This is a genomic window from Hydrogenophaga sp. PAMC20947 (genome assembly GCF_004795855.1).
In the GTDB taxonomy this organism is placed as follows: Bacteria; Pseudomonadota; Gammaproteobacteria; order Burkholderiales; family Burkholderiaceae_C; genus Hydrogenophaga.
Map to the genome: position 1 here is coordinate 1,191,351 of NZ_CP039252.1, position 19,379 is coordinate 1,210,729.

18 protein-coding genes are annotated in these 19,379 nt (G+C 58.3%); 16 read left to right on the plus strand and 2 right to left on the minus strand.

The features are described from left to right. The 12 genes from truB (at position 1) to E5678_RS05420 (ending at position 13,689) form a co-directional block, all read left to right on the plus strand. Positions 1-969: a tRNA pseudouridine(55) synthase TruB gene (truB, locus tag E5678_RS05365; protein ID WP_247596920.1), complete on the plus strand. Its 969-nt coding sequence runs from the start codon at positions 1-3 to the stop codon at positions 967-969. Further along, positions 966-2,789 carry a translational GTPase TypA gene (gene typA / locus E5678_RS05370; RefSeq protein WP_136177566.1) on the plus strand — a complete coding sequence of 608 codons (1,824 nt, stop codon included), beginning with the start codon at positions 966-968 and terminating at the stop codon, positions 2,787-2,789. The genes truB and typA overlap by 4 nt, the downstream gene beginning before the upstream one ends. A gap of 72 nt (positions 2,790-2,861) precedes the next feature. Next, entirely contained in the window at positions 2,862-4,028 is a 1,167-nt protein-coding gene (locus E5678_RS05375) for a DMT family transporter (RefSeq protein WP_348770372.1), read from the plus strand. A 212-nt stretch (positions 4,029-4,240) separates the two neighbouring features. Continuing rightward, a complete protein-coding gene (locus tag E5678_RS05380; protein WP_136177567.1) occupies positions 4,241-5,362 on the plus strand; it encodes an enoyl-CoA hydratase/isomerase family protein in 1,122 nt (373 codons plus the stop codon). A gap of 607 nt (positions 5,363-5,969) precedes the next feature. Then, complete coding sequence (locus E5678_RS05385) at positions 5,970-6,389, plus strand: hypothetical protein (RefSeq protein WP_136177568.1); 420 nt, start codon at positions 5,970-5,972, stop codon at positions 6,387-6,389. 108 nt (positions 6,390-6,497) lie between these two features. Beyond that, entirely contained in the window at positions 6,498-7,331 is an 834-nt protein-coding gene (locus E5678_RS05390; protein WP_168708492.1) for a VirB8/TrbF family protein, read from the plus strand. Between the two features lie 26 nt (positions 7,332-7,357). Next, a complete protein-coding gene (locus E5678_RS05395) occupies positions 7,358-8,113 on the plus strand; it encodes a TrbG/VirB9 family P-type conjugative transfer protein (protein WP_136177570.1) in 756 nt (251 codons plus the stop codon). Continuing rightward, positions 8,110-9,198: a TrbI/VirB10 family protein gene (locus E5678_RS05400; protein ID WP_136177571.1), complete on the plus strand. Its 1,089-nt coding sequence runs from the start codon at positions 8,110-8,112 to the stop codon at positions 9,196-9,198. The genes E5678_RS05395 and E5678_RS05400 overlap by 4 nt, the downstream gene beginning before the upstream one ends. Before the next feature lie 17 nt (positions 9,199-9,215). Next, positions 9,216-10,265, plus strand: a complete 1,050-nt coding sequence (gene virB11 / locus E5678_RS05405) for a P-type DNA transfer ATPase VirB11 (RefSeq protein ID WP_136177572.1) — start codon at positions 9,216-9,218, stop codon at positions 10,263-10,265. Between the two features lie 2 nt (positions 10,266-10,267). Continuing rightward, positions 10,268-10,732 (plus strand): hypothetical protein, encoded by a 465-nt coding sequence (locus E5678_RS05410; RefSeq protein ID WP_210731992.1) that lies wholly within the window; start codon positions 10,268-10,270, stop codon positions 10,730-10,732. 205 nt (positions 10,733-10,937) lie between these two features. Then, positions 10,938-11,780 carry a DUF1311 domain-containing protein gene (locus E5678_RS05415; RefSeq protein WP_136177574.1) on the plus strand — a complete coding sequence of 281 codons (843 nt, stop codon included), beginning with the start codon at positions 10,938-10,940 and terminating at the stop codon, positions 11,778-11,780. A 4-nt stretch (positions 11,781-11,784) separates the two neighbouring features. Then, positions 11,785-13,689: a type IV secretory system conjugative DNA transfer family protein gene (locus E5678_RS05420; protein WP_136177575.1), complete on the plus strand. Its 1,905-nt coding sequence runs from the start codon at positions 11,785-11,787 to the stop codon at positions 13,687-13,689. A gap of 128 nt (positions 13,690-13,817) precedes the next feature. Here E5678_RS05420 and smpB read toward each other — a convergent pair whose 3' ends face one another. Then, the gene (gene smpB / locus E5678_RS05425; protein WP_136177576.1) at positions 13,818-14,312 is read right to left on the minus strand and encodes an SsrA-binding protein SmpB; all 495 of its coding nucleotides are present in this window, start codon (positions 14,310-14,312) and stop codon (positions 13,818-13,820) included. A gap of 102 nt (positions 14,313-14,414) precedes the next feature. On the opposite strand from smpB, the gene E5678_RS05430 reads away from it, so the two are divergent. Together E5678_RS05430 and E5678_RS05435 are read left to right on the plus strand one after the other, a co-directional pair. Then, positions 14,415-14,858 (plus strand): type II toxin-antitoxin system RatA family toxin, encoded by a 444-nt coding sequence (locus E5678_RS05430; RefSeq protein WP_136177577.1) that lies wholly within the window; start codon positions 14,415-14,417, stop codon positions 14,856-14,858. Beyond that, positions 14,855-15,184: an RnfH family protein gene (locus E5678_RS05435; RefSeq protein WP_136177578.1), complete on the plus strand. Its 330-nt coding sequence runs from the start codon at positions 14,855-14,857 to the stop codon at positions 15,182-15,184. Before E5678_RS05430 ends, E5678_RS05435 begins: the two co-directional genes overlap by 4 nt. 59 nt (positions 15,185-15,243) lie before the next feature. Here the strand turns inward: E5678_RS05435 and E5678_RS05440 are convergent, their stop codons facing one another. Beyond that, positions 15,244-15,756: a DUF4124 domain-containing protein gene (locus tag E5678_RS05440; protein ID WP_136180642.1), complete on the minus strand. Its 513-nt coding sequence runs from the start codon at positions 15,754-15,756 to the stop codon at positions 15,244-15,246. 211 nt (positions 15,757-15,967) lie between these two features. Here E5678_RS05440 and guaB point away from each other — a divergent pair, with 211 nt between their 5' ends. After that, the gene (gene guaB / locus E5678_RS05445) at positions 15,968-17,437 is read left to right on the plus strand and encodes an IMP dehydrogenase (protein WP_136177579.1); all 1,470 of its coding nucleotides are present in this window, start codon (positions 15,968-15,970) and stop codon (positions 17,435-17,437) included. Between the two features lie 154 nt (positions 17,438-17,591). After that, positions 17,592-19,211 carry a glutamine-hydrolyzing GMP synthase gene (gene guaA / locus E5678_RS05450; RefSeq protein WP_136177580.1) on the plus strand — a complete coding sequence of 540 codons (1,620 nt, stop codon included), beginning with the start codon at positions 17,592-17,594 and terminating at the stop codon, positions 19,209-19,211. Positions 19,212-19,379 lie beyond the last annotated feature (168 nt).

The window sequence follows — 19,379 nt, forward strand, 5'->3', positions numbered from 1 at the left end:
GTGCAACGCACGCGCGTCGTCCGACGTCCTGTGCACGGCGTTGTATTGCTGGACAAGCCGCTGGGCCTCTCCAGCAACCAGGCATTGCAGAAAGTGAAGTGGTTGCTTCGTGCCGAAAAAGCCGGACACACTGGCACGCTCGACCCACTGGCAACAGGTGTCTTGCCACTGTGTTTCGGCGCGGCGACCAAGTTCAGCCAATTGCATTTGGATGCGGACAAGAGTTATGAGACGGTGGTGCGTTTGGGTATCAAGACCACGACCGCCGACGCTGAAGGCGATGCCATCGAAACGCGACCCGTGACCTGTACGCCCGGCCAGGTGGTCGAAGTGCTGGATCGTTTCATGGGTGAGATCGAACAGATTCCACCCATGCACAGCGCATTGAAAAAGGACGGCAAGCCGTTGTACGAATATGCGCGTGAAGGTGAAACTGTGGAGCGCGCTGCGCGCCGCGTCACCATTCACGATCTGGATATATTGGATATGCAGCTCGACGGCGATGCGCCCAGTTTGCGGTTGCATGTGCGCTGCAGCAAGGGTACATACATCCGCACATTGGGCGAAGACATTGGCGAGGCCCTGGGTTGTGGCGGCCATCTGATTTTGTTGCGCCGTGTGGCCACCGGGCCTTTCAACGCGGAACAATGCGTGACCCTGGAAGCCTTGGAGGCCGAGACGGAATCTCAACGGCTGGCACATGTTTTGCCGGTGCCGATTTTGTTGCAAGGACACACACGGGTCACGTTAGACGAAGAGAATGCAGCACGCTTCCTGAGCGGTGTGCGCCGCCGGGGTGATTGGGCCAACGACGAACATGTGGCCGTTTTTGGTCCGTTGCCCCATTCCGATACAGAGAAAAAAGACACCACCTTGCTTGGCAGCGCGCACACCGCTGGCGGCGAATTGATCCCGGGGCGGCTGCTGAGCCCCATCGAAATACAGCAAATCTTGGAAACCTCACCATGAGCAAACAAATCCGTAACATCGCCATCATCGCCCACGTTGACCATGGCAAAACCACCATGGTTGACCAGCTGCTGCGTCAGTCTGGCACATTCGCCGATCACGAAAAAGTGGTCGACACCGTGATGGACAACAACGCCATTGAACGCGAGCGTGGTATCACCATTCTGGCCAAGAACTGTGCCGTCAGCTGGAAAGACACCCACATCAACATCGTCGACACCCCCGGTCACGCGGACTTCGGTGGCGAGGTTGAGCGCGCGCTTTCGATGGTTGATGGCGTTGTATTGTTGATCGACGCACAAGAAGGCCCTATGCCCCAGACGCGTTTCGTGACCAAAAAGGCATTGGCCTTGGGTTTGCGTCCCATCCTGGTGGTGAACAAGGTTGACAAGCCTGGTGCGCGTCCTGACTTCGTGGTCAATGCCGCCTTTGACTTGTTTGACAAGCTCGGCGCAACCGATGAGCAACTCGATTTTCCTGTGGTGTATGCCTCGGGTATCAATGGCTGGACGTCCATGGAAGAGGGCGCTCCTGGTGAGCAATGGGGCCCCGACATGTCGGCGTTGTTCGACACCGTGTTGAGCCATGTGCCTGCGCAAACCGGTGACCCGGAAGCCCCTCTGCAATTGCAAATCTCGGCGCTCGACTTTTCAACTTTTGTTGGCCGTATCGGCGTTGGCCGCATCAGCGCCGGCACCATCAGGCCCTTGACCGATGTGATGGTCATGGAAGGTCCTGATGGCAAGTCCTACAAGGGCCGCATCAATCAGGTGTTGACCTTCCACGGTCTGGACCGCGTGCAGGTGACCGAAGCCGGCCCAGGTGAAATTGTTTTGATCAACGGTATCAGCGACATCGGCATCGGTGTGACTGTGACCGACGTCAACAAGCCTGCGCCGCTGCCCATGCTGAAGGTGGATGAGCCTACGCTGACCATGAACTTCTGCGTGAACACCAGCCCATTGGCTGGCCGCGAAGGCAAGTTCGTCACCAGCCGTCAACTCTGGGACCGCCTGCAGAAAGAGCTGCAGCACAACGTGGCTTTGCGCGTGAGCGAAACCGATGAAGAAGGTGTGTTCGAAGTCATGGGCCGGGGTGAATTGCACCTGACCATCTTGCTGGAGAACATGCGCCGCGAAGGTTTTGAGCTCGCCGTGTCCAAGCCACGCGTGGTGTTCCGCGATATTGATGGTGTGAAGCACGAACCTATTGAAATGGTGACGGTCGACATCGAAGAAACACACCAAGGTGGCGTGATGCAAGCGCTGGGCGAGCGCAAGGGTGAACTGGTCAACATGGAACCCGACGGCCGCGGCCGTGTGCGTCTGGAATACCGCATTCCTGCCCGTGGGCTGATTGGTTTTACCAACGAATTCCTGAACTTGACCCGTGGTTCTGGTTTGATCGCCAACATCTTCGACAGCTACGAGCCGCACAAAGGCGATATTGGCGGCCGCAAGAACGGTGTATTGATCTCCATGGACGACGGTGAAATTTTCACCTACGCCCTGGGCAAGCTGGATGACCGCGGCCGCATGTTCGTGCGCGCCAACGATCCGGTGTATGAGGGCATGATCATCGGTATCCACAACCGTGACAACGATTTGATCGTGAACGCCACCCGTACCAAGCAGCTGACCAACTTCCGCGTCAGTGGCAAGGAAGATGCGATCAAGATAACGCCTCCGATTGATTGCACGCTGGAATACGGCGTGGAATTCATCGAGGACGATGAGCTGGTTGAAATCACACCCAAGAGCGTGCGTTTGCGCAAGCGCTTCTTGAAAGAGCATGAGCGCAAAAAGGCTTCACGCGACTGATAGAACCGGGTCGAGGTGCTGGTGTTGACCATCGCCCCGACCACGGTCGTTGTGAACAGGCCGTAAGCTGCCATGATGGGCCAGAACCGATCGCTCAGCCATACCCAGGCCGTCGCCTTGATGGTGGTCGCGGCTTTGCTGTGGTCTTCTGCTGGCGTCGTTTCGCGTCAGCTGGAATCGGCTGTGCGTTTCGAGGTGACCTTCTGGCGCAGCGCTTTTACAGTGCTGTCGCTGTTGTTCATGTTGCCCGTGTGGCGCCAGGCGACGCGTTCTCACGGAAAGGCTGAGGCTTCACCTTGGGCCGAGCGGCACCGCGCCACGCAGTGGGTGCACCACCATTGGGGCCTGTTTCCCGCGTCAAGAACCTTCTGGCTTTCCGGCGTGTGCTGGAGCGTGATGTTCACGGCATTCATGCTGGGTCTCACCTTCACGAGCGTGGCCAATGTGCTCATCATCATGTCGGTCGGGCCGCTCTTCACAGCGGTCCTGGCCTGGCTGGTGAACGGACAGCGATTGCACGCCCGCGTGTGGGGGGCCATTGTGCTGGCCGGTGGAGGCATGGCCTACATGTACGGCGGACAGGTGGTCGACTTGATGCAAAGCGATCAGGCCCAGGCCCATCAGCTGGTGCTGGGCTCCTTGATAGCCTTGTGTGTGCCCGTGGCCGGAGCATTGAACTGGACCCTCGTGCAACGCAGCCAGCAGCACGGTCAACGTATCGACCTGGTACCTGCGGTCTTGGTGGGCGCGTGTTTGAGTTGCGTCTACACCTGGATGCCTTCTCAGCCTTTTCAGGCAACGAGCGGCGACCTCCTGTGGCTATCGTTGCTGGGCCTGACGCAATTGGCCATGCCGTGCATGCTTGCCGTGATTGCAGCTCGCACGTTGAAGGCGCCAGAGGTGTCGCTGCTCGGTTTGCTGGAAGTGATCTTTGGCATTCTTTGGCCTTGGCTTTTCGTCCATGAGGCCCCTGGCAGTCAGGTGTTGTTGGGTGGCGGAGTGGTCATTTTTGCCTTGGTGGGCAATGAAATGCTCGGGTGGCATTCGCGGGTTGGCGCTTCACGCATCCATACCCTCTCGGCCTCTGCGCCCGAGTTGACGCCTGATGCCGAGAGCGGGGTTAGCGCCTTCCCCTCGAATGAATCCCTTGCACCGCATACAAGTGTTCACATGGCGATCAACGAAGCTGCGGCACCCCTGATGACGCTCAAAGATGATCAGCCTGGACGGCTGGTCTAAGCGCGATGCTGATGAATCCGATCCCCAAGCCACTTCTCATTGGGTCGAGGGCCATCACGAGCGGAATGGGGTACTGTCGAGGTGATTGACTGACTTCACTGCCTGCATTTCGCCACACGTTTCAGGACCTTCATCTCACAAAGCCCCTTTGGATCCGCAAGCCTCCCAGGCCCCGACCTTTTGCCACCGACACCACCCCGGAGTATTGCCCCATGAGCACCCCCTTAGCATCCGCCTCTGATTCTTTTGTGCAGACTGAAGTCAGAGGGCGTGTCGGATGCATCACACTGAACAGGCCAAAAGCGCTCAACGCCTTGTCGCTGGAAATGGTGCGGTCGCTGACCCAGGCACTGAAAGTTTGGCGAGAGGATACCCACGTATTGGCGGTGGTGATTCGGGGCATGGGCAAAGACGGGCCATTTGGTTCTTTTTGCGCGGGTGGCGATATTCGGTTTTTTCACGAAGCGGCGCTGGCGGGAGATGACCGTCTGGACGCATTCTTTACCGAGGAATATGCGCTCAACCACCTGATTCACACCTACCCAAAACCCTACATTGCATTCATGGATGGCATTGTGATGGGCGGGGGTATGGGCATCAGCCAGGGCGCCAGTCTGCGCATCGTCACCGAGCGCAGCAAGTTGGCCATGCCAGAAACCGGTATCGGTCTGTTCCCGGATGTGGGTGGCGGCTACTTCCTGAGCCGCTGTCCAGGCCATCTGGGTGAATACCTGGCTTTGACAGGCCATATGCTCAACGGTTCCGAAGCTGTGGCGGCGGGATTGGCCGACGCGCTCATGGAAAGCGGGCGACTGGCGGGCCTCTGGGACAGCCTGGGGCGCACGCCTTATGAAAGCGGAGAGGCCGTCGAGCGCTGGTGTCAGAACCACCTGCAAAAAAACGTTGAGCGAGCCAACCTGCCCTTGCTGGACATTAATCGTGTCTTTGCATTGGGTGACGTCCCGGCGATCCTGGTGGCTCTTGACGCCCAAGGCAGTAGCTGGGCCAACGAGACCGCGGCCACCTTGCGCAAGCGCTCACCGCTGATGCTGCACGTGGTGCTTGAACAAATCCGGCGCGCGAGAACCATGAGCCTGGCCGACGACCTGCGTATGGAGCGGGGTATGGTTTACCGCAGTTTCAACATGACCCACCTTGGCCGCAGCGGTGCGCAGACGGAAACCGTTGAGGGCATTCGGGCACTGGCGGTGGACAAGGATCACCAGCCTCGCTGGAATCCCGGGCGGATTGACGAAGTGACGCCCGCCATGGTGGGTCCGTTCTTCGAGAGTCCTTGGCCCGAACAAGAACATCCATTGCGCGGTCTGGTGTGAAAGCGTCCGCTCAGGGGGACGCGGCCATTCCGGCCCTGGGCAGCCACGCTCTTCCTGGCTAGAGTGGCCGAAGTGCCACTGTGGGGCCGTTAAACGCTCGCGCCGAGGTCCTTCCTGGCGGCTGGTCGGGCAGCGGGCCACCCATGCTCATCCACTTTTGATCAACCCAGTGCCTTGATGGCGCTCGGGAGCGTGCGCCCGCGCGCGATCCATTGTTTTTTGGTGCACACGGTGTAAGCCATTGGTTTCGTTGGCTTCACGCTTAATGTAACAATAAAGAATAAAAAAAGTGCCAGGTGCTCGCTACAAAAGCAGTACGATCAGCCTATGCTTTCCATCTTTGAAGCGCTGAAAGGCTAGGGCCTGCCGGCCACCGAACTGACCTGCCATGACTCTGCGGATATAGCAAGCAGCGCCCGCTCGATGGGTCATGTTCACGGTTTTCTGCGCTTTGAGATCGCTTTTCAAATAACCGTGTACACCGTGCACAGACTGGCTCTTGGCAGATGAAAAGCAAGGTGGGCTTTCGAGGTGTGTGGTGGTGGGTCCAGATGCGGGTGTCCACATGCTGCGATAGCGTAAAAAAAAACAGATTGAATGGGCAATCATGAAGAGTGTTCGCGTTGTTTCTGCTACCCGGGTGGTTGTCACCACCGTGTTGGTAGCCCTATTGCAAGCCTGTGCAGCACCTTTGGCAGTCGATATGGCCGACAACTGGAAACCCGTGAATGCTTTGGGCGATGTACCCAAGGAGATTCCGCTGAAGGAAGAGGCGGAGCTGCACAAGTATCAGATGCTGCCCACGGATTCCACTTTGCGCATGTTGCTGGAGCGCTGGGCCAAGGAAAATGGCGGGTCGCTGGACTGGCAATACCCGGCCGATCTCACCTTGGTGAGTGGGCTCGAGCCGATCAAGGACAACAACCTGCAACGCGCCCTGAATGCGGTGCGCCGCACCTACGCAGCCCAGAAGCTGCGCATACAAGTGTTGGGTAACAAGAGTTTGCTTGTGTCGCGCATGCCTTGATGTGGGCGTGCATTCGAAACACCGACAGGTTTGCAGGTTTTCAGGGGTGATATGGCAGTGTTCAAGCGTGGTTTGACTGAAGCGACTCAAGAAGTCTTGAAGAAGTCCATGGATTTTGAGTCGAACGTCGTGTCGATGGTCAAGCGCAGTGAGCGCAGGGCCTGGATTGTGGCGATGAGCTCAATGTTTGTGACGGTATGTCTGGTGGGCTCCATCGCATACATGCTGCCTCTCAAGGAAAAGGTTCCCTATCTGGTCACGGTTGACCTGAAGCGCAGCACCAGCACCGTGAGCTATTTGCGTGACGATGTCGCCGCTTCGGGCATTTACGCCAGTGAAGCCCTCAACAGAAGCTATGTCTCCCGTTTTGTCCAGGCGCGCGAAGGATATGACTGGGACACGATCAACGAACATGACTGGGAATACGTTTCCTCCATGTCGAACGATGCGGTTCGCGGGTTGTTTGTGAGCCAGTTTGATGGCACGGCAAACAGTCCCGAAAGGAAATGGGGACGAGAGAACGCCATCCGAATCAAGGTCAACAGCATTGTATTCAACGGGCTCGACGAAGAGCGAGGGGCGCGTCCAACGGGTGCCACAGTCCGGTTTGAGCAGTGGAAATTCGACAAACGCACAGGCAAGAGCGAGTACCTCAGTAGCCACGTGGCGACGTTGCGGTACGAGTTCAAGTCCAACCTCAAGATGAGTGAAGCCCTTCGAATGCGCAACCCGTTGGGGTTTCAGGTCACCGCTTTCAAAGTGGACGACGAGTTCAACGCACCGGTGTTCAAAGCGACACAGCAGGATGTGGGCATACCTCTGCTGAACGAGGAGGCGGGCATTCAGTTCCGCGGGGCCGACGCCGGCACCTCTGCCGAAACGGCACAGCCAGCCGCCAATACCTTGCCCGGCGCACCGGCCACGCCGCGTCAAGGGCCGTGATTGAAATGAACAGGGATTCTCAAACCATGAAAACACACAGCCGTCTGCTGCATTCCGTATGGGGTTCAATTCTGGCACCGACCCTGGTGTGGTCAGGGTTGACACAGGCGCAAGAAGTGCGCGAAGTGCCTTACCAGGTGGATCAGGTGGTGAGGGTCAACACTGGCCTGGGTATTGCGACCCAGATTGAAATCAGTCCGCAGGAGCAGATCAAGGACTTTGGCACCGGCTTCAGCGATGGCTGGGAACTGGTCAGACGCGACAACATTTTCTACATCCGACCAAGGAATGTGGACGTGGACACCAACATGTACATCCGCACCAACATGCGCTCGTATTTGCTGGACCTGCGTGTTTCAGCAACCAAGTGGAAGACGCTCGAAGAAGCCAAGAGTGCGGGCGTCTTTTACAAGGTGCGTTTTGTCTACCCATCGGAGGCGCCAGACAAGGCCAGCAGCATGGCCGCTGCCAATACCGTTCTGTCGCCATCGGCTGCTGCCCTGGACTCGCAGGGAACGTACCACCTCAACTACGACTACTCCACTGTCCGAAGCGATTCAACTATCGTTCCGACCCGGGTGTACGACAACCAGCAATTCACCTACATCCATTTGCCGCCGCTGGCCAATTTTCCAGCCGTGTTCGGGCGCAACGAGCGATCCGGCGATGAGTTTCTGGTGAACACGAAAAGTGAGAAGAACGTGGTGGTGGTTTTGGGCGTGTATCCCTATTTGGTGATGCGCATGGGCAGTGACGTGGTGGGCTTGAGGAGAAACAAATGAGTCAGCAATTCCCCAAACAGACAACGGGTCAGGGTCCGGTGCTCAACAACAACATGCCCAAGCTGTCGTCCGGTTTGTCGCGTGGCGTGAACAAGACCGCTGTGGCTTATATCGTCCTGGTCTCGCTGGCCGCGATCGGTATGACACTCTGGGTCGCCAGCAATGCGTTTTCTGCCGACGATGACAAAAAGCAATCGCAGACGTATGAAGAAGTGGTGGTACCCGAGAAGCCAATCCTCAAGCTGCCCCCCGTGGAGGAGCAGAAACTGGCCGCAGCCACGGCGCCGCTGCCCATGCCCATGCAGTCAGACACGGCAGTGGCCAGGCCGGAAGAGCGTGACGACCTGCTCCAGCGGCGCATGGCCAGCCAGGACAATCTGGTCGCGGCGAGCGACAAGGGCAAGAAAAATCCCTTCTTCCAGGATGAGTTCTCTGCTGTGAAGCGGGGTGCGGTTGAGGCTTTGGCCAATGCCGACTTCACGCTCACGCGTGGCACCTTCATCCGCTGTTCTCTTGAAACCAAAGTGGTTTCTACGCTTGCCGGCATGACATCCTGCATCGTGACCGAGCCAATCTACTCGGTCAACGGGCGCCGACTCCTGATCGACAAAGGCTCCAAAGTGAGCGGCGAATACAAATACGCAGACGAGCACTATGACCGGATTGGCATTCTTTGGACCCGAATCCTGACCACCACCGGGCTGGACGTCCGCATTGACAGTGCGGGTACAGACGCTTTGGGTGGCACAGGTGTGCCCGGTGAATACAACGGGCATTGGGGCGAACGGCTTGGCTCGGCTTTCTTGGTCAGCATGTTGGCCGATGCGGTCGATATTGGGGCGCAGAAATTTGCTGACCGCGAAAATGTGAGTGGCCAAACCACCGCCCAATACGACAGCGATGGGCGATTGGCTTCGGTCCGGGTGGATCCTTGGGAATCGCAGACGGTGAGTACCACCAAAAAAGCGGCAACCGATCTTCTTGCACGCTCAGCCAACCGCAAGGCCACGGTCACAGTGCTCAATGGCACGGTGCTGAACATTTTTGCCGCGCGTGATATCGACTTTTCGACGGTGATGCGCTGACGGACCTTGTTGCCAGCATGACTGATCAGTACAACGACGAACCGATAGCCAACATCTCCTCGGAGTTTCTGGACTACCAATACCATGTCCTGGGGATTACCGAGTTTCTGAGGGATCCAACCGTCACGGAAATTTGTATCAACCAGCCAGGTGAAGTCTTTCTGGAGACGGTGGCCGGATGGAGGTTGGTGAATGTGCCAGGCTTGACTTTTGATCGTGCCAGGCAGTTTTGCACCACGGTGGTCAACGAGAGCCGCACGGGCCAGCGCATCACCAACGTGGACCCGGTTGTGTCGTTGACCTTTCCCACCGGCCAACGGGCTCAGTTTGTGCTCCCGCCCGCTGTGCCGGCCGATCACGTGTCGATCACGATCCGGCTACCGTCAAGGTACACCAAGTCGTTGGCGCAGTACCAGGACGATGGCTTCTTTGATCAAATTTTGGAAGACGACGGGAGGATCACTGAGCTCGACCAGGAGCTGATCGAGCTCAAGCGGCAACGGAACTACCACGGCTTCTTCAGCAAGGCCGTGCACTACAAGAAGAACATCGTGGTGTCCGGTGCCACAGGCAGCGGAAAAACCACCTTCATGAAATCGTTGGTGACCCATATCCCCGACGATGAGCGGCTGATCACGATTGAAGATGCCCGTGAGCTGTTCATTGAGCAGCCCAACCGTGTTCACCTTATTTATTCTCGAGGCGGGCAGGGAACTGCCAATGTATCGGCTAAAGGGTGCATGGAAGCCTGTTTGCGAATGAAACCCGATCGCATTATTTTGGCTGAAGTTCGAGGTGACGAGTCGTTCTACTACATTCGCAACTGCGCGTCGGGGCACCCTGGCTCCATCACCAGTTGCCATGCCGGCAGCACCTCCCAGACCTGGGATCAAATGGCCTTGATGGTGAAGGCCTCGCCTGAGGGCTCCGGTCTGGCCTTTCCCGAAATCAAGCGGCTGCTGATGCTGACCATCGACGTCGTGGTCCACATCAAAGCGCACGCTGGAAAGCGCTTCATCACCGGGATTGATTTTGATCCGCAACGCAAGCTGACTCTCGACTCATGAGCATGAAACTCCAACGGCACCGCGTTTGGGTACACGCCCTGGCTGTATTCCTCGGCGTCCTCATGCCCTTGGGGCCGGCGCTCGCGCAGACGATCTCGGCGTTGACGCCTCTGGAGCTCCGTGGTGTCTGGTATCCCAAGAGCGAGCAGGGTGCTCAGCAATGTGCTCGGGTTCAACGCGAAGGCCTGGGTGAGTTGCATCCGGGAACCCTTCAAATCACCCACACACAGCTGCTCGATCTAAAAGGCATGGGGCAGCACACGGTCGTGTTCGTCACCGAATCGCGGCCGCGCAAGCGCAACATCTGGCGCCTGCAAGGGCTGGTGGATGTGTATCCCTACGAGGCGCCGAAGGTGCTGGAGACTTACATCATGGAGCTCGACAAAAAGGAGTTGCGGTGGTTCAAACGTTCTTTTGATGGGGTGGCTGAGCGAGTGGACTCCTTTGTGTACGAACGCTGTGTGTAGGTCGCTGAGGCAAAGGATCAGCGCGTTTTTTGGGCGCTTCCCCGGTGGGTGATGGCCGCAAGCTTTGTTGTAAATGGGAGAGAACATGGTTTTGATGTCGAGGGTGGGCAGGGCGATACGGTTTTGCGCGGCGGGGGTCGCAATCGCGGCGATTTCTGGGTGTGCCGGATGGATTCCGTCAGTGCTGGACCGTGGTTTTTCGCCCATGACACAGCAGGTGGGTGCCGATGGGCCTCCGTTGCATTTCGATTTTGAGTTGGGTGACGAACCCGGGCCCGATGAAAATGTCCTGGGCGCTGGCTTTATCGTGGTGAGGCGCGAAGGACGGGAGATTCAAGCATTGCCCCATGCTTTCGAAATGCCTAAGGAAGCCATTGATCGCAATCACTGGCTGTCCTTTAAGGATTTCAATGGCGATGGGCAGTTGGACTTCGTCGTGACCCGAATGCTCACAGGGGACACAGGCCAGGCGATCACAAGCCTGTACCAGATGGATGCGAAGACAGGCAAGTATTTCCAGGTGGTGCCGCTGTCGAATGTTGGCGCGATTTCGGCTGCTCTGCCCGGATGCGTGAACCTGAAGTCTCGGGACGAACGCGGGGCTGCTCGGCACCAGGTGTATTGCTACGCCAAGCAGGCATCGAAGTGGATTCACCAATCCGGCCTGGGCCGGCAAGAGGTCCCCGATCTCGCTGAGGCAGGGTGCGCGGGCTCCGCAGCGGGTTTGATCGATTGCCGAAAATCGCGCATCGAATTGGATCGCCAGTTGTTGTCCCTGCTGCGGGAGCTGCGAAACGGGCGGCGCGACAGCTTGTTGCAAGAGGTGAACAGAGGATATGCCTCCGCATATGCAAAACACATGGATCGCGGCCACCGCACCTGGTTGCTTTACAGGGATGCCCGTTGCACCACCCAAGTGCGCGAGCAAGCGGTTCCCGTTGGTGAACTCGGTGCTGCCACCGAGTCATGCCGATTCGAAATGGCGCGCGAGCAACTGACCAGTTACCAAAAGCGTTTGGTGGACTTGGCCGCCGGCCCGTCGCAGTAAGCCGATGACCGCTCTGCGTGTGGCTGTCGCTTGCCTGCTGCTGATTCTGGTCTTTTTCGCGGGTAGCTACCTCAGCGGAATGATCCTTTTCCTTAGGCTTGACCTGCCTCTGTCGAAGCTTGGGCCGTGGGACTTCGTCCGCTACTGGACGACCTTTGGGCAAGCTGCGAGCTACCGAGCAACGGTATTGAGCAGTGGGCTGGCTGGCTTTGCGGTACCGGTGCTCGCCGCTTTGGCCTTGGCCTTGAAGCTGCTTCTGAGCCATAAACCCCATCTGTACGGCGAAGCCAGGTTTGCCACCATGGGTGACTTAAGGTCGCGGAATATGTTGAAGGCTGATGAGACCGCGCTGGTGGTGGGGCGCAAAGACGGCAAATACCTCTACTTCAATGGCCAACAGTTCGTCATTCTGGCTGCACCGACGCGCTCAGGAAAAGGTGTCGGTATCGTCGTGCCCAATTTGCTGAGTTACCAACATTCCGTGGTGGTGCTCGACATCAAGCAGGAAAATTTCGATCTCACCAGCGGTTTCAGGGCCAAGTATGGCCAGGACGTTTTTCTGTTCAATCCCTTTGCGGAAGACCTCCGCACGCACCGCTGGAACCCGCTGGGCTATGTGTCCGCCGATCCCAATTTTCGTGTCAGCGATGTGCAGAGCATTGCCGCCATGCTGTACCCGGCCAGTGATCTGCACAAGGATCCCTTCTGGGCCAACCAGGCCCAGAATGCCTTCGTGGCTTTTGCCCTCTACGCGTTTGAACAAGCAGCCTACATGGCTGAGCACTTTGATGTTCCAGAAACGGAGCTTGCGCCGACCATGGGGGGGCTGTACCGGTTGACATCGGGCCGCCCCGGCCAGGACATCAAAGCCTACCTGAGCGACCTGGCGGCTTGGCCCCACTTGAGTTCGAGCGCTCGCACCGCGTTCTCGACCTTGCTCGGCCAGGCGAATGAAACATTGGCCAGCATCATGGGGACGTTCAAGGAGCCGCTCAATCCCTGGCTCAACCCCGTGGTGGATGCGGCAACCAGTGCCAACGATTTTGATCTGCGTGAAGTCAGACGCAAACGCATGACGGTCTACGTGGCCATCCAACCCAGCAAGCTGGCGGAAAGCCGCTTGATTCTGAATCTGTTTTTTAGCCAGTTGATCAACCTGAACACCAAAGATCTGCCCCAGTCGGACCCGAGCCTCAAGTACCAATGCCTGTTGTTGATGGACGAGTTCACCAGCATTGGTCGCATGGACATTGTCAGCAGTTCGGTGAGCTTCATGGCCGGCTACAACCTGCGGCTGATGCCTATTGTGCAGAGCTTGTCTCAGCTGGAAGCCACCTACGGCAAGGAGCACGCACGCACGATCATGACCAACCACGCGCTCCGTGTCATCTTTGCGCCACGCGAGCAACAGGATGCGAATGAGTACAGCGAGATGCTGGGTTACACCGGGGTGCGCAAGGACAGCATCAGCCGGAGCCGATCACGTGAGAGCAGCTACACCCGAAGCGAGAGCGAAGAGCGTCGCGCGCTGATGCTGCCGCAGGAGCTGAAGGCCATGGGCGATGACCGTCAGATTCTGATCGTGGAGGGCATGGCCCACCCGGTCATGTCCGACAAGATTCGGTATTACAAAGATCCGGCGTTTCAACAACGATTGCTTCCGAAAGTTGATGTGCCGGTGCTTGAGCTGCCTGTGCGGCGCCTTGCCTTGCCTGTGGAACCTTCGGTGGAGGCCCCACAGCGGCATGGGCCGCCCGACAGCGTGATGTCCATGGACGCCAGGGAGTTCCTCCATTCCCATGGGGAAGCCAGCGGCCCGCCCCGGGCAGAGCGGGCAGGGGAATACACCGGTTTGGCGGGCGTGGCTCAGGAGATCGACAAGGTCATGGACGCGCTCGGCCATCCGTGACCAGCGCGGACTGGTTGGCTTGCCTGCCCATCAGAATAGGGGTGCGATGCCTTGGGCGGCCCAGGGACCTCGGGCTGCCACGCGGGGCCAACAAAGCAAATAAAGGCCCGCCCAAGGTGCAAGTGGAGTCAGCGACTGCGGCTTTTCATCGCCCGTTCAACCTCGCGCTTGCCTTCGCGGTCTTTGATGGTGTCCCGTTTGTCGTGCTCGGCTTTGCCTTTGCCCAAGGCAATTTCACATTTCACCTTGCCATTCTTCCAGTGCAAGTTGAGTGGGACAAGGGTGTATCCCTTTTGTTCAATTTTTCCAATGAGGCGGCGAATCTGGTCTTTTTGCAACAACAGCTTTTTGGTCCGGACAGAGTCCGGGCTGACGTGGGTGGACGCCGTGTTGAGGGGGTTGATCTGGCAGCCGATCAGGAAAAGCTCGCCGTTGCGAACCACCACATAGCCATCGGTGAGCTGGACCTTGCCTTCGCGCAAGGCCTTGACCTCCCAACCTTGCAGCACCATGCCCGCCTCGAAGCGTTCCTCGATGGCGTAATTGAAAATCGCCTTCTTGTTGTCAGCGATTCGGGACTCCCCGCCCTTGGTCAGCGGGGTTTTGGATGGCTTGGTGGACATGGGTATTCAGATGCGGCCGAAACGGGCCAATACAATGGCTGCGAAATGCTGCCTGGAGGTCGCCCCAAGTGGGGCTGACATCTTTGATGGCCAAGTGATTGTATGAAAACGATTCAGAAATCTGTTTTGCTGTGGCACAGCGCACACGAAATGTTTGCGCTGGTGACCGACGTCCAGCACTATCCCGAGTTTTTGCCTTGGTGTGATCACAGCGAGGTGATGGAGCGCGAGGCCGGGGAGATGGTTGCGAAGGTGGGTCTGTCGATTGGAGGATTGCGTCATAGCTTCACGACCCGCAACACCCATGTCGAAGATCGGCAAGTCATGCTGCGCCTGGTCGATGGCCCCTTTTCGCAACTCGAGGGCTGTTGGGATTTCACCCCGCTGGGCGATGGCAGCCAACGTGCCTGCAAAGTCGAGTTTCGCCTGACCTATGGTTTCTCCAGCGCCACGCTGGCCAAACTGGTAGGTCCCGTTTTTGACAAAATTGCTGCAAGCATGGTGGATGCGTTTGTCAAGCGCGCTGATGAGGTTTACGGCGCATGAAAGTGATCTTGATGTATGCCATTGCGCCACGCCTGGTGCACGAGCAATCGATCGAGGTGGCCGAGGGGAGCACCGTGCAGCAAGCCGTTGATGCTGGCGGCTGGTGGCGCAGGTTTCCTGCCCTCGCTGAATCTGATGTGCGCTGGGGTATCTGGAGTCGGCTTGTTGAGCTGGACGCAGCCTTGCGAGAGGGCGACCGGGTAGAGGCCTACCGTCCGCTGCGCGTCGATCCCAAGGTCGCACGGCGTGAGCGTTTCACTGGGCAGGGGGCCAAAGGCGCAGGCTTGTTTTCGAAACGGCGCCCGGGCTCCAAGGCGGGATACTAGCGGCTGCGGCCCCCGTGTTAGTTCGTACCAGGGGGGGGCTAGCCGCTTTTGACTCGTCTTTACTGGGCTACCGGGCCACAGTCGGACTGGATGATTTCATTGAGCCGTTTGATTTGTTCAGCACGTTTGGCATCGTCCACAAACTCACGTTCACCTTTGGCGTTGGTAATCACAACGCGCACGCCGGAGTCGTAGGTGGCTTTGCCCTGTTTGGCTTGGACGCAATTGTCGGCGCGCGCCTTGGCAAGGCGGTCAGTCGCGGCCTTTTTTTCCGCTTTTGCGGCTACTTCAGCCTGTTTTTTCTTGGCCTCCAAGGCCTCATCCTTGCCTCCGGTAGACGGGTCTAAGGCTGGTGCAGACGCTGCGCCTGGTTTGGTTTTTTCGTCGGCAGCCGCAGAGGCGGTTGCCGTTGTGGCAGGAGACCGCGCACCGGGCTGTTTGAGAATGTTCTTGTCTGGAATACCCGGCGGCGGCGCAGTGTCGCTGAACACTTTGCGACCTGTGTTGTCGATCCACTGCCATTGTGCAAAGGCGGAGACGCTCATCACCGAGGTCATCAAGACCAGCGCCATCGATCGTGTGCGAAGAAAGAGAGGTTTTTGGTAAGCCATTTTTGAAGTTTAACGGCGCGCCCCGGTCTTGCGTGGACGCAAGAGCGATCTGTGTGCAATCCAGGGCTCAGCGGTGGCATTTTTCCGACGGCTGGCGGCAATGCCTCTGGGTGGGCCGGTCCTGAGGAGGGTATCCGGTGGCGGCTACAATAGTGTTTTTGGAGCTTTCCTCATGCGCCTACTCGGCAAAGCGCTCACCTTCGACGATGTGTTGTTGGTACCCGCCTATTCTCAGGTCCTTCCCAAGGATGCGTCGCTTGCGACCCAGTTTTCCCGCAACATCAAGCTGAATTTGCCGCTGGTCTCTGCCGCTATGGACACGGTGACAGAAGCCCGCTTGGCGATCGCCATCGCTCAGGAGGGGGGGATTGGCATCATTCACAAGAACCTGACCGCCCAGGAGCAGGCGGCCCAGGTGGCGAAGGTCAAGCGCTACGAATCGGGTGTCCTGCGCGATCCTGTGGTGATTTCGCCCCAGACTACTGTGCGCCAGGTCATGCAGCTGTCAGATGAGCTGGGTGTTTCGGGGTTCCCCGTGGTGGATGCGGGCAGGGTCGTCGGCATTGTGAGCGGTCGCGATCTGCGTTTTGAGACCCGCTACGACCTGCCGGTCAGCGAAATCATGACGCCTCGTGAGCGCCTGATTACGATGCCCGACGGGACCACGCCTGCCGAAGCCAAGACACTGCTCAACAAGCACAAGCTGGAGCGCTTGCTGCTGGTGAATGACAACTTCGAGCTCAAGGGCCTGATCACGGTCAAAGACATCACCAAACAGCTCAACTTCCCCAACGCCGCACGTGACGCCTCTGGAAAGCTGCGCGTGGGGGCTGCGGTTGGCGTGGGCGAGGGCACTGAAGAGCGTGTTGAAGCCTTGGTGAAAGCCGGCGTAGACGCGATCGTGGTGGACACGGCGCATGGCCACAGCAAAGGCGTGATCGACCGGGTCCGCTGGGTAAAACAGAACTTCCCGCAGGTCGACGTGATAGGCGGCAACATCGCCACAGGTGGTGCGGCCATGGCACTGGTCGAGGCGGGCGCTGACGGCGTCAAGGTGGGCATTGGTCCAGGTTCCATTTGCACCACACGTATCGTGGCGGGTGTGGGTGTGCCCCAGATCATGGCCATTGACAACGTGGCCTCGGCCTTGCAAGGCACTGGCGTGCCCATGATTGCTGACGGCGGTATTCGTTACAGCGGTGACATCGCCAAAGCCATCGCGGCCGGTGCCAACACCGTGATGATGGGCGGCATGTTTGCGGGCACTGAAGAGGCGCCCGGCGAAATCGTGTTGTACCAGGGGCGCAGCTACAAGAGCTACCGGGGCATGGGTTCAATCGGTGCAATGCAGCAAGGCAGCGCCGATCGTTACTTCCAGGAGTCCAGCACGGGCAACCCCAACGCTGACAAGCTGGTACCGGAAGGCATCGAGGGCCGTGTGCCCTACAAGGGCTCTGTGGTTGCGATCATCTTCCAGATGGCTGGTGGTTTGCGTGCATCCATGGGCTATTGCGGTTGCCCCACGATTGAACACATGCGCCACAAGGCGGAGTTCGTCGAGATCACCTCGGCGGGTATCCGCGAAAGCCATGTGCACGATGTGCAGATCACCAAAGAGGCCCCCAACTACCGGGCCGAATAACGCCCCCCACGCAGTCTGAAGCGTTGCACCACCCCTGGGGGCGGCACTGACGGCCCGGCGGGAGGGGTTCCGCGCTGCCCTGGGTTGGGGTCACGCACTCGTTGGGTCGTCTTTCTTGGCGGCCTTTCCTTTTTCTGAAGTCCACTGTCCAGCCATGCAACACCAGAAAATTCTCATTCTTGATTTCGGCTCCCAGGTTACCCAGCTCATCGCCCGGCGTGTGCGTGAAGCCAATGTTTACTGCGAAGTACATCCTTGTGATGTGTCGAGTGAATGGGTGAAAGAGTTTGCCGCTGACGGTCAGCTTAAAGGGATCATCCTGTCGGGCAGCCACGCCAGTACCTACGAAGACCAGGACTTGCGTGCGCCGCAGGCGGTATGGGATCTGGGGACGCCAGTACTCGGTATCTGCTACGGCATGTTTGCCATGACGGTGCAAATGGGTGGGCAGGTTGAGGCGTCCTCGCACCGCGAGTTTGGCTACGCGGAGGTGCGAGCTCGTGGCCACACGGCCTTGCTCAAAGACATCGCAGACTTCCACACCCCGGAAGGCCACGGCATGCTCAAGGTCTGGATGAGCCATGGCGACAAGGTCACCGAGCTGCCACCAGGCTTCAAGCTCATGGCGTCTACGCCCAGCTGCCCCATCGCGGGCATGGCCGACGAAGCCCGCGGGTATTACGCGGTTCAGTTCCACCCCGAAGTGACCCACACGGTGCAGGGCAAGGCCATGCTGGAGCGCTTCGTGCTGGATATCTGCAAGACCAATCCCGATTGGATCATGCGCGACCATATCGCTGAAGCGGTGGCCTTGATCAAGGAACAAGTGGGTGACGAAGAGGTGATCCTGGGACTGTCTGGGGGGGTGGACTCTTCGGTGGCTGCGGCGCTGATCCACCGTGCCATTGGCGATCAGCTGACCTGCGTGTTTGTGGACCATGGTCTGCTCCGCCTGAACGAAGGCGACATGGTGATGGACATGTTTGTCGGCAAGTTGCATGCGAAGGTGATTCGCGTGGACGCGGCCGACCAGTTCCTCGGCCATCTGGTGGGTGTGAGTGATCCTGAGGCGAAACGCAAGATCATTGGTCGCGAATTTGTCGAGGTGTTCAAGGCCGAAGCCGCCAAACTGATCTCAAGTGGTGCATCAACAAACGGCGCCAAGTGGTTGGCACAAGGCACTATTTACCCCGATGTGATCGAGTCTGGCGGAGCCAAGAGCAAGAAGGCCGTGGTCATCAAGAGCCACCACAACGTGGGCGGCCTGCCAGAACAGCTGGGGCTGAAGCTGCTGGAGCCTCTGCGCGATTTGTTCAAGGACGAAGTTCGGGAGCTGGGTGTGGCGTTGGGTCTGCCCCACGACATGGTGTACCGCCACCCGTTTCCCGGGCCAGGATTGGGTGTGCGCATTCTGGGTGAGGTGAAGAAAGAATATGCGGATCTGCTGCGCCAGGCCGATGCCATCTTCATCGAAGAGTTGCGTTCCACCATCGACCACAATTCTGGCAAGAGCTGGTACGACCTCACCAGCCAGGCATTCACCGTGTTCTTGCCCGTAAAGAGCGTGGGTGTAATGGGTGATGGTCGGACCTATGACTACGTGGTGGCGTTGCGTGCGGTGCAAACCAGCGACTTCATGACGGCTGACTGGGCCGAGCTTCCCTACCCGTTGCTCAAGAAAGTGTCAGGTCGCATCATCAACGAAGTGCGCGGTATCAACCGAGTGACCTACGACGTATCAAGCAAGCCACCTGCCACCATCGAGTGGGAATGAGTCAAGATGGTTCCAAGGTGTTTCCCGGCATCCCAAGAAAACCCGATTTCGCTGTAGGGACAAGGACTTAGCGTCTCACGGCGTCCCATCGAATCCAAGGACGTCCAAGGCGTCCTGACGGTTGACCTGACGGTATCCGGGCACCTAAGCTGGCAGGCCTGCAGTGAT

Coding starts and splice junctions, on each gene's coding strand:
- virB11 (WP_136177572.1), top strand. CDS start 9,216: ATGACTGATCAGTACAACGACGAACCGATAGCCAACATCTCCTCGGAG.
- E5678_RS05420 (WP_136177575.1), top strand. CDS start 11,785: ATGACCGCTCTGCGTGTGGCTGTCGCTTGCCTGCTGCTGATTCTGGTC.
- guaA (WP_136177580.1), top strand. CDS start 17,592: ATGCAACACCAGAAAATTCTCATTCTTGATTTCGGCTCCCAGGTTACC.
- E5678_RS05380 (WP_136177567.1), top strand. CDS start 4,241: ATGAGCACCCCCTTAGCATCCGCCTCTGATTCTTTTGTGCAGACTGAA.
- E5678_RS05435 (WP_136177578.1), top strand. CDS start 14,855: ATGAAAGTGATCTTGATGTATGCCATTGCGCCACGCCTGGTGCACGAG.
- E5678_RS05430 (WP_136177577.1), top strand. CDS start 14,415: ATGAAAACGATTCAGAAATCTGTTTTGCTGTGGCACAGCGCACACGAA.
- E5678_RS05385 (WP_136177568.1), top strand. CDS start 5,970: ATGAAGAGTGTTCGCGTTGTTTCTGCTACCCGGGTGGTTGTCACCACC.
- E5678_RS05375 (WP_348770372.1), top strand. CDS start 2,862: ATGATGGGCCAGAACCGATCGCTCAGCCATACCCAGGCCGTCGCCTTG.
- E5678_RS05390 (WP_168708492.1), top strand. CDS start 6,498: ATGGATTTTGAGTCGAACGTCGTGTCGATGGTCAAGCGCAGTGAGCGC.
- E5678_RS05415 (WP_136177574.1), top strand. CDS start 10,938: ATGACACAGCAGGTGGGTGCCGATGGGCCTCCGTTGCATTTCGATTTT.
- E5678_RS05410 (WP_210731992.1), top strand. CDS start 10,268: ATGAAACTCCAACGGCACCGCGTTTGGGTACACGCCCTGGCTGTATTC.
- E5678_RS05400 (WP_136177571.1), top strand. CDS start 8,110: ATGAGTCAGCAATTCCCCAAACAGACAACGGGTCAGGGTCCGGTGCTC.
- guaB (WP_136177579.1), top strand. CDS start 15,968: ATGCGCCTACTCGGCAAAGCGCTCACCTTCGACGATGTGTTGTTGGTA.
- smpB (WP_136177576.1), bottom strand. CDS start 14,312: ATGTCCACCAAGCCATCCAAAACCCCGCTGACCAAGGGCGGGGAGTCC.
- typA (WP_136177566.1), top strand. CDS start 966: ATGAGCAAACAAATCCGTAACATCGCCATCATCGCCCACGTTGACCAT.
- E5678_RS05395 (WP_136177570.1), top strand. CDS start 7,358: ATGAAAACACACAGCCGTCTGCTGCATTCCGTATGGGGTTCAATTCTG.
- E5678_RS05440 (WP_136180642.1), bottom strand. CDS start 15,756: ATGGCGCTGGTCTTGATGACCTCGGTGATGAGCGTCTCCGCCTTTGCA.